Below are 15,917 nucleotides of genomic sequence, written 5' to 3'. Positions count from 1 at the left end.
TGCGGCGGGCGGATTTCCCCTACCCGCCCCTTCCCAAAACCGGGGCTCCGCCTCAGACCCCGGGCGGGTAGGACCCGCCTGGAGCTGCACCCCAGACCCCGGGCGGGTAGGACCCGCCTGGAGCTGCACCCCAGACCCCGGGCGGGTAGGACCCACCTGGAGCTGCACCCCAGACCCCGGGCGGGTAGGACCCACCTGGAGCTGCACCCCAGACCCTCGTTGACGGAGCCCCCAGTTGGGTGGGACCGCGGGGGCTCCGCCCCCTGCCCCCCCCCTTCGCGCTGAACGCGCTCTGCCTCAAACGCCCGCCGGGCCGGAGAGATGCCGCTCCGCGAACTCAAGCTCCAGTCGGACCTGCTTGATCCGTTCCTCCACCACCAGCGAGCCGTGGCCCGCGTCATAGCGGTACACCTCGTGGATCGCGCCGCGGGAGGCCAGGCGGGCGACGTAGTTGTCGATCTGGCGGATGGGGCAGCGGGGGTCGTTGACGCCGGCCGCGATGTAGACCGGGGCCTTGACCGCGTCCACGTACGTGAGCGGTGACGAGGCCTCGTACCGCTCGGGGACCTCCTCCGGCGTGCCGCCCAGGAGCGTGCGGTCCATCGCCTTCAGGTTCTCCATCTCGTCGTGGTAAGCCGTGACATAGTCCGCGACCGGGACGGAGGCGAGGCCGAGGGCCCAGGCGCCCGGCTGGGTGCCGAGGCCGAGGAGCGTGAGATAGCCGCCCCAGGAGGCGCCCGCGAGGATCAGGCGAGCGGGGTCGGAGAGGCCGGAGGTCACGGCCCATTCGCGGACCGCCGCGATGTCCTCGAGTTCGATCAGGCCGACCCGGTGCTTCAGGGCGTCGGTCCACTCGCGGCCATAGCCCGTCGAGCCGCGGTAGTTGATCCGCACGACCGCATAGCCGTGGTCCACCCAGGCCGCCGGGCCCGCCGCGAACTCGTCGCTGTCGTGCCAGGTCGGCCCGCCGTGGATGTCGAAGACGGTCGGGAAGGGGCCGTCTCCGGCAGGGCGCTGCACGAGTGCGTGGACCTTGCCGCCGGGGCCCTCCACCCAGACGTCCTCCACCGGGACGGAGCCAGGGGCCTTCGGGCCCGGCGGGTCGAGGACCACCTCGCCGGTCGTGGAGCGGACCGCGGGCGGGACGGCCGCCGAGGACCACAGATACTCGACCGTCCCGTCGGGCCGCGCCGTCGCGCCGCCCACCGAGCCCGGCGGGGTGTCGATCCGGGTGAGACCGCCGGTGGCCAGGTCATAGCGGTACAGCTCGCTGCGGGCCTCGAAGCTGTGGCCGACGAGCAGCCCCGAGCCGTCGGGGTACCACTCGGCGCTCACGTCACCGGGCAGGTCGAGGAGCAGCTCGGTCTGCTCGCCCGTGGTCACGTCCCAGATCAGCGGCTCCCAGCGGCCCCGGCGCTGATGTCCGACGAGCAGCCGGGGGTCGCCGTCCACCGGTGCGAAGCCGAGCACCTCCAGGCCGAGATCCTCGGTGCCGCCCTTGGAGTCGTCGAGCTCCGTGACCATGGACCCGTCGAGCCGCACGATCCGCAGCGCGGCATGCATCGCGTCGCCGTGCTCCGTGTGCTCCAGGGCGATCAGCGTCCCGTCATGGGAGAGGTCGCCGACGCCGGCCGACTCCTCGTGCCGATAGATCTCAGTGGGCTCTCCCCCGTCCCGTACGACATGGACGGTCGTGCCGTCCTCGTCCGTCGAGCGGCCCACCACGACCACCGAGCCGTCCCGGCCGAGCGCGAGACCCGCCGGATAGGAGGGGTCGAGCCCCGGGACCGCGGGCTCGTCCGCGCCGCCCTCGAAAGGCTGGCGCATCCACACCCCGAACTCGTCCCCGTCCGTGTCCGCGAACCACCAGATCGCCCGGCCGTCCGGGGTGAGCACCCCGTCCGTCGTGCCATTGGGCCGGTCCGTCACCTGACGCTGCTCGCCGCTGTCGCGGTCCCAGGCGTACAGCTCATACGTGCCGGTCGCATTGGACACGAACAGCGCTCGCTCCGGAGCGTCCTCCGCCCAGTCGGGCAGCGAGACACGCGGCGCGCGGAAGCGCTGCTCCCAGACGGGCAGGCCGGAGGCGGACCCGGCGGAGGCCGCTGCTGCGGCAGAGGCCTCGGAGCCGGCGGAGGTGCGGGCGTCGTCGTTCATGGCTCCATCAAAGCCGATCCCGGAGATTTCCGGGCAGCCTGTGGAAAACTCACGATCTTCGCAGGTGGGATGGCGTTGTCAGTGGCAGCGTGCAGACTGCGGGCATGACCTCATCCAACGCGCTGCGCAAGGCAGTCGAGACGTACTGGGCCGCGGCCGAGGCCCGTGACTGGACGGCGTTCGGCGAGGTGCTCGCCGATGACGTGGTGTACGAGATGCCGCAGTCCCGTGAGCGGATCCGCGGCAAGGAGCGTTATCTCCAGTTCAACCGGGAGTACCCGGGCGACTGGCATGTCCACGTGCTGCGGATCGTCGCCGAGGGCGACGAGGCGGTCAGCTGGATCCAGGTGACGGAGGGCATCAAGGAGATGTACGCGGTCAATCTGTTCACGGCCGACGAGTCCGGCCGCATCGTGGCGATCACCGACTTCTGGCCGGAGCCGTACGAGCCGCCGGCGGGCCGCGAGCACCTGGCGGAGCGCTACTGACACTCCGCCCACGCGCCTACGACGCCGGCATCGCCTCGGTCTTGTAGATCGTGCCCTCGCACGCATTGGGAATGGTCGCGTCCGCGGCGGGCGCACCCGGCTGTGCGGTGTGCGTGATCGAGACGCTGCCGTCGGCGGTCTCCTCCGCGGTGACGAGCTGGGTCTGCATGCCCTCGCCGGTCGCCGTGTCTCCCGTACCGCCGGTGTCCGCGTTGTTCTCGGTGGGCGACGGGTCGGGCGAGGGGTTCGTCGTCGGGCAGGAGCCCGAGGGCACCCAGGCGAACTGGACCTCGTAGGACTCTCCCGGCTTCAGGAGGATCGCGGTCGGCTCGGCGGACGGTGCGGGCAGCCCGGCCGCCGGGTCGCCGGCCGTGTGCTCCACGACAGTGATCTTGGAGTCCTGGGCGGCGCCCTGGGCGGCGAAGGTGACACTGCCGGAACCACCGAGGGTGCACTCGGCGCCGGACTGGTTGGCGACCTTGAAGCTGCCGTAGACCTTGCCGTCGGACTGCGGGGCTCCGGTCGTGGCCGAGGCATCGGTCAGCATCGAGGCGTCGCACACCGGCGCGCCCGCGATCACGTCGCCGGACGGGCTGGTCCCGACGGTGGCACCGTCGGTGGCAGTCTCGCCCTCCTCGCCCTTGTCCTTGTCCTTCTCGCCGTCCTTGCCCTTGTCCTTGTCGCCGTCCTTGCCCGACGGCGTGCCGCCTCCGCCGCTCTCGGAGCCGGGGCCCTCGTCGGAGCCTTCGCCCGGTACGTCGGAGGAGTCGTTGGCGCTGGAGAACTGGTCGTCGGACGCCGGTGACGTGGCCACGTGGAAGACGGCCGGCACCGCGGTGCCGATCAGGAGGGCCGCGGCCGCCATCCCCACGAGGGCCTGCCGCTTGCGGGCCCGGCGCGCGGGGACCGCACGGCGCAGATGGTCGAGCGCGTCGCCCGAGGGGGCGATGTCCTGGACCGCACCGCGCATCATGCGGCGCAGTGCGAGCTCGTCCGGTTCGAGGTCCTGCCCTCGCAGGTCCGGGTCGTTCTCGGGTCCGCTCGCGCCGTTCACCGTTCCGTACCCACCATGCTGTTGATGCTGTCCGTGCTGCCCGTGCCCGTGGTCGCGTCCCGCCCAGGACGCGCCGCGTTCGTCACGGTCCCCGCCGGGGCCGCCCCGACCGTACCGGTTGTGGCCCGGCATCCCCTCATCGGGGAGCCCGCCGGGCTCGTCGCCGCTTCGGCGCTCGCTCATGCGGGCGCCTCCATGGCGACGCGCAGTGCCGCGATGCCGCGGGAGCCGTAGGCCTTGACCGAGCCGAGCGAGATGCCGAGCGTCTCGGCGACCTGCGCCTCGGTCATGTCCGCGAAGTAGCGCAGGACGAGGACCTCGCGCTGGCGGCGCTGCAGACCGCGCATCGCCTTGATCAGGGCATCGCGCTCCAGCTGGTCGTACGCCCCCTCCTCCGCGCTCGCCATGTCCGGCATCGGCTTCGACAGAAGCTTCAGGCCGAGGATGCGGCGGCGCAGCGCCGACCGCGACAGGTTCACCACGGTCTGGCGCAGATACGCGAGGGTCTTCTCGGGTTCGCGTACGCGCTTGCGCGCGGAGTGCACGCGGATGAACGCCTCCTGGACCACGTCCTCGCAGGAGGCCGTGTCGTCCAGGAGCAGCGCCGCGAGCCCGAGCAGGGAGCGGTAGTGCTGTCGGTAGGTCTCGGTGAGATGGTCGACGGTCGTGCCCGCAGCAGCGGTGGCGTCGGTGCCCGCAGCCATGACGTCGTCAGCGCCCTCGCGCTGACCCGGCAGGCCGGTCGGCCGGGTCGCCGGCATGGGCGCGATCACCGGCATGCCACTGTCGGTGCTGCGGCGCTTCGGCGGGCCGCCGGCCACGACAGGCCGCGCGGGCCGCCGTCGCTGCGTCCGCGGCCCCGCGAGGGCCAATGAGAACTCGAGTACCTCTGCCACGCCTGTTGGACACGTTTCCCCCCGTCAGGGTTGTACGTGTGTGGCATCACGTTTGCGGCGGATTTCGCCCCTGACGTGGTGTCAGATGCCGTCATACGTACCAGCTCTTCCCCTATGCCCCATTTTGCTGCGGCGCTTGAAGAGGGCGACCGCATAGACGCTCCCCGTCGCGCGCGCGGTTGCACTTCGACGGGGAGGGAATCCGGACGCCCGCACAGGCCTGCCCCGCTGGACTGGACCTGTGGTCCGCACACACAATTTACACAGAAGTGATGGCCGACAGGAGGGCAGAGGGGACTCGAACTGCCGCTGAAAACGGGCATTGTGGCCGCATACCGGCGCACCAGCTGACCATTCGGATTCACGGAAGCAAACGGAGAATTCGGGCACCGAAAAGGGTCGAAAGCCCTATGAAGCGGACCATTCGGCGGCGATCAATTCGGCGATCTGTGCCGCGTTCAACGCCGAGCCCTTGCGCAAATTGTCCCCGCACACGAAGAACTCGAGACCGAACGCGTCGTCCAGCGAGCGCCGCACCCGCCCCACCCAGGTCGGGTCGGTGCCCACCACATCGGCGGGCGTCGGGAATTCACCGGCCGCCGGATTGTCGAAGAGCACCACACCGGGCGAGGTCGAGAGGATCTCGTACGCACGCTCCACCGTGATCTCGTTCTCGAACCGCGCATGGACCGCGAGCGAGTGCGTGGTCACCACGGGCACCCGTACGCAGGTGGCGCTGACCCGGAGGTCGGGCCGGTCCAGGATCTTGCGGGACTCGCCCCGGATCTTCATCTCCTCGGACGACCAGCCGTCGTCCGCGACCGAGCCCACCCAGGGCACCACATTGAGCGCCACCGGCTCGGGGAACGGTCCTGTGGCGTCGCCGACCGCGCGGCGCACATCGCCCGGCGTCGTGCCGAGCTCCGTCCCCGCGACGAGCTTCAGCTGCTCGCGCAGCGCCGCGATGCCGGCGAGCCCGGCCCCGCTGACGGCCTGGTACGAGGAGACCACCAGCTCGCGCAGGCCGAACTCGGCGTGCAGCGCGCCCACCGAGACGATCATCGAGAGGGTGGTGCAGTTGGGCACGGAGACGATGCCGCGCGGACGTACCCGTACGGCATGGGGATTGACCTCGGGCACCACGAGCGGCACGTCGGGGTCCATGCGGAAGGCCGCCGAGTTGTCCACGACCACCGCGCCCTTGGCGGCGGCGATCGGCGCCCACTGGGCGGAGACGTCGTCGGGCACGTCGAACACCGCGACGTCGACGCCTTCGAAGACGTCCTCGCTCAGCGCGAGGACCTCGACCTCCTCCCCGCGCACGGCCAGCTTGCGGCCGGCCGAGCGCGGGGAGGCGATCAGGCGGATCTCGCCCCAGATGTCCGCGTGCTGGGACAGGATCTGGAGCAGGACCGTGCCGACGGCCCCGGTCGCTCCCACGACCGCGAGCGTCGGGCGTACGGTCATCGGGTCAGGCCTCCGTAGACCTCGTTCATCGGGCCAGGCCTCCGTAGACCTCGTTCATCGGGTCAGGCCTCCGTGGACCTTGTTCATCGGCCGGTGCCGCCGTAGACCACGGCCTCGTCGGAGTCGCTGTCCAGGCCGAAGGAGGTGTGCACGGCGCGCACCGCCTCGTTGACGTCGTCGGCGCGGGTGACGACCGAGATACGGATCTCCGAGGTGGAGATCAGCTCGATGTTCACGCCCGCGTCGGACAGCGCCTCGAAGAACTGCGCGGTGACGCCCGGGTTGGTCTTCATGCCGGCGCCGACGAGGGAGATCTTGGCGATCTGGTCGTCGTAGCGCAGCGAGTCGTAGCCGACCGTCGCCTTGATCTTCTCCAGGGCGGCGGTGGCCTTCTTGCCCTCGGCCTTCGGCAGCGTGAAGGAGATGTCGGTCAGACCGGTCGAGGCGGCCGACACGTTCTGCACGATCATGTCGATGTTGATCTCGGCCTCGGCGACCGCGCGGAAGATGTGCGCGGCCTCGCCCGGCTTGTCGGGGACGCCGACGACGGTGACCTTGGCCTCGGAGACGTCGTGCGCGACGCCCGAGATGATCGCGTGCTCCACCTGCTGATCCCCTTGCGGCTCGTTGCTGACCCAGGTACCCGGAAGTCCGCTGAAGGAACTCCGTACGTGGATCGGAATGTTGTAACGGCGTGCGTACTCGACGCAGCGGTGCAGCAGGACCTTCGAGCCCGACGCGGCGAGCTCCAGCATGTCCTCGAAGGAGATCCAGTCGATCTTCTTCGCCTTCTTCACCACCCGCGGGTCGGCGGTGAACACACCGTCGACGTCCGTGTAGATCTCGCAGACGTCCGCGTCGAGCGCGGCGGCGAGGGCGACGGCGGTGGTGTCGGAGCCGCCGCGGCCGAGGGTGGTGATGTCCTTGCTGTCCTGCGAGACACCCTGGAAGCCGGCGACGATCGCGATGTTGCCCTCCTCGAGGGAGGCGCGAAGGCGGCCCGGCGTGACATCGATGATGCGCGCTTTGTTGTGGACCGAGTCGGTGATGACACCTGCCTGGCTGCCGGTGAACGACTGGGCCTCGTGGCCCAGGTTTTTGATCGCCATGGCAAGAAGGGCCATGGAGATCCGCTCTCCCGCGGTCAACAGCATGTCGAGCTCGCGCCCTGCAGGGATCGGGGATACCTGCTCGGCGAGATCGATCAGCTCGTCCGTCGTGTCGCCCATCGCGGAAACCACGGCGACGACCTGATGGCCGTTCCTCTTGGCTTCCACGATCCGCTTGGCGACGCGCTTGATGCCCTCGGCATCGGCTACGGAGGAGCCTCCGTACTTCTGCACGACAAGGCTCACGTGCGCTCCTCGCTCAGTCCACTGGTGGTCGGCTCAGTTTAACGAGCGGACAGCCCTTGCCCCGGACGGGTCACATCGTGAGATGTCCCGCTCACTCCGTGATCATCCGGGCTGCCGTCCGCTCCGGACAGGCATCTGCCCAGGGCTTCGCGGCGCACTCCGGAACGTGTGCTGCTTCACACGAGGTGATCGCGTACGGGCCGCACGGACACCGACTCACCGGCCGGTCAGTATCCGTTGACGCCTCTCAGTAGCCCGGTATTAACTGTGCGTCGCCGTTGCCGCACCAGGGGCACAAGGCCCCATCGGGGATAGCAACGGCCAAAGGAATTCGTCCAGTTGACCGCTGTGACCGTTCTCGAGCTCCAGCCGTTCATCTCGCCGCAATCGGATGCGGCACGAAAATTCCGCGTCGAGCCCTACACCCCCCACTGCCAGGTGATCTGCGAGGACGGCGACCATGCCGTCATCGGGGTCTCCCCCGGCAACTCCTATTTCTCCGCCCAGCGCATCCAGGATCTGGCGCTGTGGGGGCTCGCCCTCTTCCGACGGGTGGACTTCGTCTATACCGACCTGCACGTGGCCGAGATGTACGAGGCCTTCGGCTACGAGCCCGACGACGCCCGCCGCAAGTTCGTGAAGAACCTGCGCGGCGTACGGGCCAAGGTGAACAACGCCGTGGCCGCCGTCGATCCCGACGGCAGAAGGCTGCGCGCCCACCCCATGTCCTCCTTCACCGACAACCCGGCGTACAAGGAGATCCACGACCATCTGCGCGGACGTCTCGCGCACGACGAGGACTTCCGCGCCACCTGCGACGCGCTCGTGGACTCCTTCCTGTCCGACAAGGTCCTCGACGGGAAGAAGGCCACCGAGCACCAGCGCGAGGTGTGCCTGGAGTACGTGTGCGCCGAGGCGCCGCTGTTCCTGGACACGCCCGCGATCCTCGGCGTCCCGTCCTCGCTCAACTGCTACCACCAGCTCCTTCCGATGGCGGAGCTGCTCTACTCGCGCGGCCACGGTCTGCGCGCCTCCCGCAACCAGGGGCACGCGATCGTGACGCCCGCCGAGCCCGCCCAAGGAGAGACCGCATGACCGCGCCGACACTCGCCTCGCCCTCGGGCGCGTACGACCTGCTCGACTTCCCCTTCTCCGCGCGCGGCGACCGACTCCCGTACCAGGTCGAGGAGTTGCGCGAGAAGACGCCGATCCGCCGGGTGCGGACCATCGCCGGCGACGAGGCCTGGCTGGTCTCCTCGTACGCGCTGTGCAAGCAGGTCCTGGAGGACCGCCGCTTCAGCCTCAAGGACACCTCGGCGCCCGGCGTACCGCGGCAGTACGCGCTGACGATCCCGCCCGAGGTCGTCAACAACATGGGCAACATCACGGGCGCCGGCCTGCGCAAGGCCGTCCTCAAGGCGCTCAACCCGAAGGCGCCCGGACTGCAGGACTTCCTGCGTACGTACGCGGCCGAGCTGATCGGCACGTTCACGGCAGAGGGGGCGCCGGCGGATCTGCGGGAGGACTTCACCGACCCGTACTCCTCGGGCCTGCACTGCCACATCCTCGGCATACCGCCCGCCGACGGCGCGAAGCTGATGCGCAGCCTGCACATCGCGTTCATGAACTCGGCCTGCCCCATCACGGGCGCCAAGCTCAACTGGGACCGCGACATGGCCTACATGGTCGAGCGGCTCGACGACCCGGCGACCACGGGTCTGATGGCGGAGCTGGCGGCCCTGCGCGAGGACCCCGAGTACGCGCATCTGACGGACGAGATGCTGGCGACGGTCGGCGTCACGATGTTCGGCGCGGGCGTGATCTCGACCGCGGGCTTCCTCGTGATGGCGGTCGTCTCGCTGTTCCAGAATCCACAGCTGTGGACAGAGCTGCGCGAGGACCGCTCGAAGATCCCCGCGGCCGTGGACGAGCTGCTGCGGATCAACCTCTCGATCGCGGACGGACTGCCGCGCCTTGCCACCGAGGACATCCAGGTCGGCGAGGTCCTCGTACGGAAGGGGGAGCTCGTCCTCGTCCTGCCGGAGGGCGGGAACTTCGATCCGGAGGCCTTTGCCGATCCGCAGAAGATCGACCTGGAGCGGCCGAACAACGCGCAGCATCTGTCGTTCGGCGGCGGTCAGCACTACTGCCCGGCGACCGCGCTCGGCAAGAAGCACGCGGAGATCGCCATCGAGGCACTGATCGAGCACACGCCGGAGCTCCGTCTCGCCGTGCCGATCGAGCAGCTGGTGTGGCGCACGGGGTTCATGAAGCGGCTGCCGGAGCGCTTGCCTGTGATGTGGTGACGTCCTAGCCATGCGTAAGGCCGGTGAGGACCTGAACCCTCACCGGCCTTACGCGGACGGCTACTTGATGACGGCTGCTTGATGACGGCTACTTGACGGGGCGCAGCCCCAGCGGACCCGCGATCTCCTCCGCCATCACCTTGCCGGCCTCCTCCGCGAGCGCGTCCTCACCGAGGTCCTGGTCGGTGTCCAGGCCGTCCAGCTCCTCAAGGGGCTGGTTGAGGCGGACATGGGCGACCAGGGACTGCAGGGCGCGCAGCGAAGCCGAGGCGGTGGAGCCCCAGTTGGAGAAGTAGGAGAACTGCCACCACCACAGGGCCTCGGTGGTGCGGCCCGCGCGGTAGTGGGCCATGCCGTGCCGCAGATCGGTGATGACATCGGCGAGGTCGTCGGAGATACGGCAGGCGACGGGCGCCTTGCGCGGCTCGTACGGGTCGAAGACCTCGGAGTAGACGTCGACCGGGTCGAGCATGAGGGCGAGCCGCTCGCGCAGGTCGTCGACGTCCGGCTCGGGACCCAGGTCGGGCTCATAGCGCTCGTCCGGGACGATGTCCTCGTGCGCGCCGAGCCGGCCGCCGGCGAGCAGCAGCTGGGAGACCTCGAGCAGCAGGAACGGCACCGCCGAGTCCGGCTCGTCGCCCTTGGCGACCTCGGTCACGGCGACGATGAACGACTCGACCTGGTCCGCGATCTGGACCGCGAAGTCGTCCGGGTCCGGCGCTGTGGCGTGCAGCGGGCTCTCCACCGAAGAAGACATGGCGATCTCGACCTCCCGTGATGCGCCGTGCTGAGGCGCCGTAACGTCGTCGGACAACTCAGGCATCTCAGACTTCTCGTACTTCTCAGACATCGAGGAGTCTCCTCCCCTCGAAGGCCCGCCCCAGAGTGACCTCGTCGGCATACTCCAGGTCGCCGCCGACCGGGAGGCCGCTGGCGAGGCGGGTGACCTTCAGGCCCATCGGCTTGATCATGCGGGCGAGATACGTGGCCGTGGCCTCGCCCTCGAGATTCGGGTCGGTCGCCAGGATCAGCTCGGTGACCGTGCCGTCCGCGAGGCGCGCGAGCAGCTCGCGGATCCTGAGATCGTCCGGGCCCACGCCCTCGATCGGGCTGATCGCCCCGCCGAGCACGTGGTACTTGCCGCGGAACTCACGGGTCCGCTCGATCGCCACGACGTCCTTGGGCTCCTCGACGACACAGATCACCGAGGGGTCGCGCCGGGCGTCACGGCAGATCCCGCACTGCTCCTGCTGCGCGACATTGCCGCACACGCTGCAGAACCGGACCTTGTCCTTGACCTCGAGCAGGGCGTGCGCGAGCCGACGCACATCGGCCGGCTCGGCCTGCAGGATGTGGAAGGCGATCCGCTGCGCGCTCTTGGGACCGACGCCGGGCAGCCTGCCCAACTCGTCGATGAGGTCCTGGACCACGCCTTCGTACAACGGATTGCCTTCCTGAGATTCCTTGAGACGTACGGTAGTTGGTGCGCCGGACCCGCAGAAGAGCAGAGCCGGTATGTCACTTGGACGGGCGCACCGGGGGGGAGCCGTCCTAGAACGGCAGTCCGGGGATGCCGCTGCCGCCGCCGAGGCCCTGGGCGAGCGGGCCGAGCTTCTGCTGCTGCAGCGTCTGCGCGTTCTCGTTCGCCGCCTGGACCGCCGCGACGATCAGGTCGGCGAGGGTCTCGGTGTCCTCGGGGTCCACCGCCTTCGGGTCGATCACGAGGCCGCGGAGCTCGCCGGAGCCGGTGACGGTGGCCTTCACCAGGCCCCCGCCCGCCTGCCCGTCGACCTCGGTCCTCGCGAGCTCTTCCTGCGCCTGGGCGAGGTCCTGCTGCATCTTCTGGGCCTGCTGGAGCAGCTGCTGCATGTTGGGCTGGCCACCACCGGGAATCACGATCAGCTCCTGGGTTCTCGGACACATTCTCGGTCTGGCACGAGCCTACGTGCTCGCCACGTGACACGCCCTGGCACTCTTTCGAGTGACGGGAGAGTGCCCTATACCCGATGAACACCCACGTACGGGCGGAAAACCCGCCGGAACCCCACCATGGCCACCCATTGGGCGGTAGGAAGATGCCTGCACATCTGTCCCAGCCGTACCAGCAAGGGAGTGCCGGGTGAGCCAGCCGGGGATGCAGCCCGAGGTGCCGCCTGAAGGCGGGGCCGGCGAGGCCGCGAGCGCAGGGGGCGTGCCCGCGGCACGGGGCGAGGCGGGGGCGAAGGATCTCACCGCACGGCCGTTTCCGCTCGGCGACTGGGGCGAGCCGGCCGAGCGGCTCGACGAGCTGTACCGGTGGGTGGAGGACGGGGCGCGGGAGACCGCGGCCTGGTATCTGACCGACCGCGGCTGGAAGCGCCGCGGCGCCCGGGCCCTGCGGCTCGGCTCGGCGCTCGGCGCGGTCGCGGGCGCGGCGCTGCCGCTGCTCGACCTGACCTCGGCGGTCCGGGGCGCTGCGCCCTGGGGCTATCTGGCGCTGCTCCTGTCCGTGGCCTGCATCGGCTGCGACCGCTACTTCGGCCTGACCTCCGGCTGGATAAGGGACGTGGCCACGGCGCAGGCGGTGCAGCGCCGGCTGCAGACGCTCCAGTTCGACTGGGCCTCGGAGTCCGTACGCGAGGTGCTCGGCCCCACCGAGGGCACGGCGGGCGAGGCGGCGGAGCGCTGCCTGGGCATCCTGCGCCGCTTCTCGGAGGACGTGACGGAGCTGGTCCGCTCGGAGACCGCGGACTGGATGGTCGAGTTCCGCTCGGGCCCGGCCCCCCTGGTCATGCAGTCCGCGGGCGTCGCCCCGTCCCGCACGGAGGGCCCGCCCCCGACCCGATTCCCCCTGCCCCGCCCGAACATGCCCCGGCAGCGGCCGCCGGAGGCGCGCTGAGACCGGGGCGGGATAGGTACTCCTACTCATCCGTTGCTCTCGCACCGTCCGTACCATGACTTCCGCCCAGGGAAAGAGCGGAGAGTCGTTGCAGACGGGAAGTGGGGGTTGCGGATGGCGTGGGCGGAGTGAGAGGACCTGAAGGCCGCGGCGACGGCACGACCTTCCGAACAAATGCGTCTGAACCGGTCAGGTCCGTCCGAGGCGGCCGGCCTTGGCCTGAAGCACGCGGCCAAGCCGTGGAATGACGCCGCCGGGGTCGCCGACGACCTCCTGACCGGCACCAAGAATGCGCTGCGCAGCCTCGGCGGGGCACACAGTGGGATCAAGGACAGGTACGAGCTGGAGCACTACGGAGTCTCCAGCGGGACCATGGGCTCGACAGTTTCGACGCGCTCAGCGCTGTGCTCACCTCCTGGGAAGAACGGCTCGAAGCGGTACGCGATGAATGCGATGCGCTCGGCCCTGTACTGCGAAGCGCCGCGAAGGAACTGACGGGTACGGACGCGGAGGGCAAGGCGTCCGTGAACTCCGTCGCGGTGCCCGAGAGCGGGCGGTGATCCAGTGCTCACCTGGCAGCAACTCCGTGACCTGGACTGCGGCAAACTCGACAACGCCGCCGACGGGTGGGCATCGCTGAGCCGCACAGCCGACGATGCCCGGGACCGTGTGGACACGGACATGGTCGCGAGGGTCGGCAAGACGCAGGAAGGTGAGGCAGCCAAAGCTGCCGTCAAGCGTCTACGGCGACTGAGCGACAACTACCGCTACGTGCACAGAGAAGCGGCCCTCATCCGCGGCACCCTGGACAGCTTGGCTTTCGAACTGCGCACACCTCAGCGGGATCTCAAGCAGGCACTGGACGAAGCGGCCGAGCGAGGCTTCTCCGTCGATGCGAAGGGCTGGGTGACCTATCCGTCGTCGCGTAGCAAATACGGGGATGCCGAGGTCCCCGGCGGCACGGTGGTGGGCCGCATCGACCCCCTCAGCCCACGCCCTTCGGCCTCGGGTCGGCTCGACTCCGGCTCTGAGGACCTCATAGCCGGCACCAACCCTCAACGCGCCTTCGCCGAAGGGGTAGCGGACCGTATCGCCCGTGCCGTGGCCGACGCGATCAGGATCGACGAGCGCTACAACTCGGCGCTGCGCAAGCTGAGGGCGGCGCCCGGCCTCACCGTGAATGCCAGGACCTGGGAGGACGTGGCCCTGGACGCCGGGGTGGTGAGCGGGGAGATCAGCCGGTACATCGAGAGCCAAGTGCCGGTGGACAAGTCACCGGCAGAGCGCAAGGCCTGGTGGGATGGGCTGTCGCCGGCGCAGCGCGACGAGTTTCTGGCGCTCGCTCCGGAGGTCATCGGCAACCTTGACGGCATTCCGGCGACCGCACGGGACGAAGCCAACCGTGCGCACCTGCCCATGCTCATCGACCAGATGGAAGCCGCAGGCGGCGAGGACGCCAAGACCATGCTGACCGGACTACGGCGGATCGAGGAGCGCCTGCACGAGCCTACGCGACCGCCGATGTTCCTCCTCGGCGTGGGCGCTGAGGGAAACGGTCGGGCGATCGTGTCCTTCGGAGATCCGGACAAGGCCCGGAACGTGTCGGCGTATGTGCCGGGGCTGGGGACCAAGTTGGACGAGGAGTTCGCCAACGGGACGGTCGACCGTGCTCTGCACACTGCCGTTGGAGCAAGGCGGTACGACCCGTCCAGCGCCTCCATCGTGTGGCTCGGCTACGACGCGCCCCAGACCAGCCCGGGAGACCTGGTCAGTGGCGAGTCCGTCATGAGCGAGGCTCAGGCGGCAAAGGGCGCGCCCGCCTACAACGAGTTCATGGCGGGCGTCTCGGCCACAAATCGGAATGCGGACCCTCACGTGACTGCGGTCGGGCATTCCTACGGTTCGTTGACGGTCGGCCTCGCGGCCCAACGGGAAGGGGGCATCCCGGGAGCCGACGACATCGTCCTCGTCGGCAGCCCCGGCACGAGTGCCGACAAGGCGTCAGATCTCAACGTGGGCAAGGACCATGGCGGGCCCCTCGTCTCATGGGCTTTCGGCGACCTTGCAGACCAGGGAGACGACAACGTCTGGTTCGGCAAGGACCCGGCGAGCGAGACCTTCGGGGCGCAACGCTTCCTTCAAGCCCGAAGTGCAGTGGGCGCACGGATACAACTTCGGCACCACCTCGGTGCACCGCGAGCGCATCGTCATGACGAAGATCTCCGAAGAGCGGCTGGGTGCCTTCCTCGGACTGGTCCAGCGAGCGTGGGAGAAGAGCGGCTACCGGATCAAGTCCGTGGACAAGGACCCGGCACTCCCCGCGATCTACGCCAAGACAAAGGACGGCTTCGGGATCGCCCTGATCATCGGCGAGCAGCGGCAGGCGCACATCGAGGTCGAGACCCCCCGCGCCGAAGAGTCGAAGGTGAAGCCCCCCACGGCACCCCCCAATGGCCCCTCCTACGAGAACGCCGACGTGATCCCCCGCCCCAATGTCCACTCCGACTTCTGGTCCGTCGAATCTCCCGTGGCATCCCGGAGCCCGGGCGCGTAGCCGATCTGAATCCCCGTATCCGCTGCCGCTTGTCGGCCGAGACCCTGCACACGGTTGCCCGCAAGGACTACGCTGCCCGGACCTGAACGCTGATCCGAGGAGCGTCTCTTGGCCTGTGACCTGTGGCTGGTCCCCCTCGTCGACGTGCTGTGCCACAGCCCCGACAACCCCTTCTCCGAAGAGCTCGCTCTCTACGACAAGGTCCTTGCCGAGGCGGGATTGCCACCGGTACCGGTGTTCTCGTACATGCCCGGCCTGAGTGGTGACGTGGCCCCGGTCGCCGGGTTCGACTACGACGCGCTGCACTTCCTGCGGCGCGCCTATCTGCTGCAGCTGTGCGGGCTCGCCGTGACCCCGGTCGACGAACTCGGCGGGGACTACGAGCAGTTGCTGGAGATGTTCGAGGCGACCGCGCAGCAGTCGCATCTGGTGTGGCATTTCGACCATGCGGGCGCCTATGTCCCGGTCGACTTCCAGGCGCCGCTGGTGAGCGATGAACTCCTGGAGTCCGGCGGTCCGTTGGGCTCCGCGCAGGGGCTGCTCAGGGAGCTGGAGTTCGTGGCTCCCGTGATCGGGATCGATCCGGCCGCGCCGCCGGCCGCGCCCGCGCCGCCGCCGGGTCCCACGGAGCTGGAGGAGCCCGCGGCGCCCGCGCCGTTCGACGCAAGCCCCTTCGCGCGGGAGCGGCATGTCTGGCTCGGCCTGCACGCGGCCGCGACCCGCAGCCTCGGTCAGGGATCGATGATCGTCTTCAGCTGACGC

The 15,917-nt window shown here is 69.5% G+C and carries 15 protein-coding genes; 7 read left to right on the top strand and 8 right to left on the bottom strand.

The features are described from left to right. Positions 1–297: 297 nt before the first annotated feature. Positions 298–2,157: a S9 family peptidase gene (locus tag H9Y04_RS18685; RefSeq protein WP_187814999.1), complete on the bottom strand. Its 1,860-nt coding sequence runs from the start codon at positions 2,155–2,157 to the stop codon at positions 298–300. Between the two features lie 104 nt (positions 2,158–2,261). Here H9Y04_RS18685 and H9Y04_RS18680 point away from each other — a divergent pair, with 104 nt between their 5' ends. Next, the gene (locus H9Y04_RS18680) at positions 2,262–2,645 is read left to right on the top strand and encodes a nuclear transport factor 2 family protein (RefSeq protein ID WP_187814998.1); all 384 of its coding nucleotides are present in this window, start codon (positions 2,262–2,264) and stop codon (positions 2,643–2,645) included. 16 nt (positions 2,646–2,661) lie between these two features. Here H9Y04_RS18680 and H9Y04_RS18675 read toward each other — a convergent pair whose 3' ends face one another. The 4 genes from H9Y04_RS18675 to H9Y04_RS18660 form a co-directional block, all read right to left on the bottom strand. Beyond that, a complete protein-coding gene (locus H9Y04_RS18675) occupies positions 2,662–3,882 on the bottom strand; it encodes a hypothetical protein (RefSeq protein ID WP_236070966.1) in 1,221 nt (406 codons plus the stop codon). After that, complete coding sequence (locus H9Y04_RS18670; protein WP_187815131.1) at positions 3,879–4,478, bottom strand: SigE family RNA polymerase sigma factor; 600 nt, start codon at positions 4,476–4,478, stop codon at positions 3,879–3,881. Before H9Y04_RS18670 ends, H9Y04_RS18675 begins: the two co-directional genes overlap by 4 nt. A gap of 525 nt (positions 4,479–5,003) precedes the next feature. Beyond that, positions 5,004–6,062 carry an aspartate-semialdehyde dehydrogenase gene (locus H9Y04_RS18665; protein WP_187814997.1) on the bottom strand — a complete coding sequence of 353 codons (1,059 nt, stop codon included), beginning with the start codon at positions 6,060–6,062 and terminating at the stop codon, positions 5,004–5,006. 83 nt (positions 6,063–6,145) lie between these two features. Next, positions 6,146–7,417, bottom strand: a complete 1,272-nt coding sequence (locus tag H9Y04_RS18660; RefSeq protein ID WP_187814996.1) for an aspartate kinase — start codon at positions 7,415–7,417, stop codon at positions 6,146–6,148. 348 nt (positions 7,418–7,765) lie between these two features. On the opposite strand from H9Y04_RS18660, the gene H9Y04_RS18655 reads away from it, so the two are divergent. Continuing rightward, the gene (locus tag H9Y04_RS18655; RefSeq protein ID WP_308801029.1) at positions 7,766–8,512 is read left to right on the top strand and encodes a cyclodityrosine synthase; all 747 of its coding nucleotides are present in this window, start codon (positions 7,766–7,768) and stop codon (positions 8,510–8,512) included. Beyond that, entirely contained in the window at positions 8,509–9,723 is a 1,215-nt protein-coding gene (locus H9Y04_RS18650) for a cytochrome P450 (protein WP_187814994.1), read from the top strand. The genes H9Y04_RS18655 and H9Y04_RS18650 overlap by 4 nt, the downstream gene beginning before the upstream one ends. An 88-nt stretch (positions 9,724–9,811) precedes the next feature. Here H9Y04_RS18650 and H9Y04_RS18645 read toward each other — a convergent pair whose 3' ends face one another. From H9Y04_RS18645 to H9Y04_RS18635, 3 genes are all read right to left on the bottom strand, one after another. After that, the gene (locus tag H9Y04_RS18645; RefSeq protein WP_187815130.1) at positions 9,812–10,480 is read right to left on the bottom strand and encodes a DUF5063 domain-containing protein; all 669 of its coding nucleotides are present in this window, start codon (positions 10,478–10,480) and stop codon (positions 9,812–9,814) included. An 85-nt stretch (positions 10,481–10,565) separates the two neighbouring features. After that, positions 10,566–11,165, bottom strand: a complete 600-nt coding sequence (gene recR / locus H9Y04_RS18640; protein WP_187814993.1) for a recombination mediator RecR — start codon at positions 11,163–11,165, stop codon at positions 10,566–10,568. 109 nt (positions 11,166–11,274) lie between these two features. Continuing rightward, a complete protein-coding gene (locus H9Y04_RS18635) occupies positions 11,275–11,619 on the bottom strand; it encodes a YbaB/EbfC family nucleoid-associated protein (protein WP_187814992.1) in 345 nt (114 codons plus the stop codon). A 223-nt stretch (positions 11,620–11,842) separates the two neighbouring features. Between H9Y04_RS18635 and H9Y04_RS18630 the strand changes: the two genes are divergently transcribed. The 4 genes from H9Y04_RS18630 (at position 11,843) to H9Y04_RS18615 (ending at position 15,914) form a co-directional block, all read left to right on the top strand. Continuing rightward, positions 11,843–12,601, top strand: a complete 759-nt coding sequence (locus H9Y04_RS18630) for an SLATT domain-containing protein (protein ID WP_308801022.1) — start codon at positions 11,843–11,845, stop codon at positions 12,599–12,601. Positions 12,602–12,775: 174 nt separating this feature from the next. Continuing rightward, complete coding sequence (locus H9Y04_RS18625; RefSeq protein WP_187814991.1) at positions 12,776–13,096, top strand: hypothetical protein; 321 nt, start codon at positions 12,776–12,778, stop codon at positions 13,094–13,096. Between the two features lie 69 nt (positions 13,097–13,165). Further along, positions 13,166–15,241 (top strand): alpha/beta hydrolase, encoded by a 2,076-nt coding sequence (locus H9Y04_RS47750; protein ID WP_187814990.1) that lies wholly within the window; start codon positions 13,166–13,168, stop codon positions 15,239–15,241. A gap of 22 nt (positions 15,242–15,263) precedes the next feature. Then, positions 15,264–15,914: a putative DNA-mimic protein gene (locus H9Y04_RS18615; protein ID WP_187814989.1), complete on the top strand. Its 651-nt coding sequence runs from the start codon at positions 15,264–15,266 to the stop codon at positions 15,912–15,914. Positions 15,915–15,917: the final 3 nt, after the last annotated feature.

This window comes from Streptomyces polyasparticus (assembly GCF_014493765.1).
Classification (GTDB): Bacteria; Actinomycetota; Actinomycetes; order Streptomycetales; family Streptomycetaceae; genus Streptomyces; species Streptomyces polyasparticus.
Note: the sequence above shows the minus strand (reverse complement) of the source record. Positions and strands in the feature narration are given on the sequence as shown.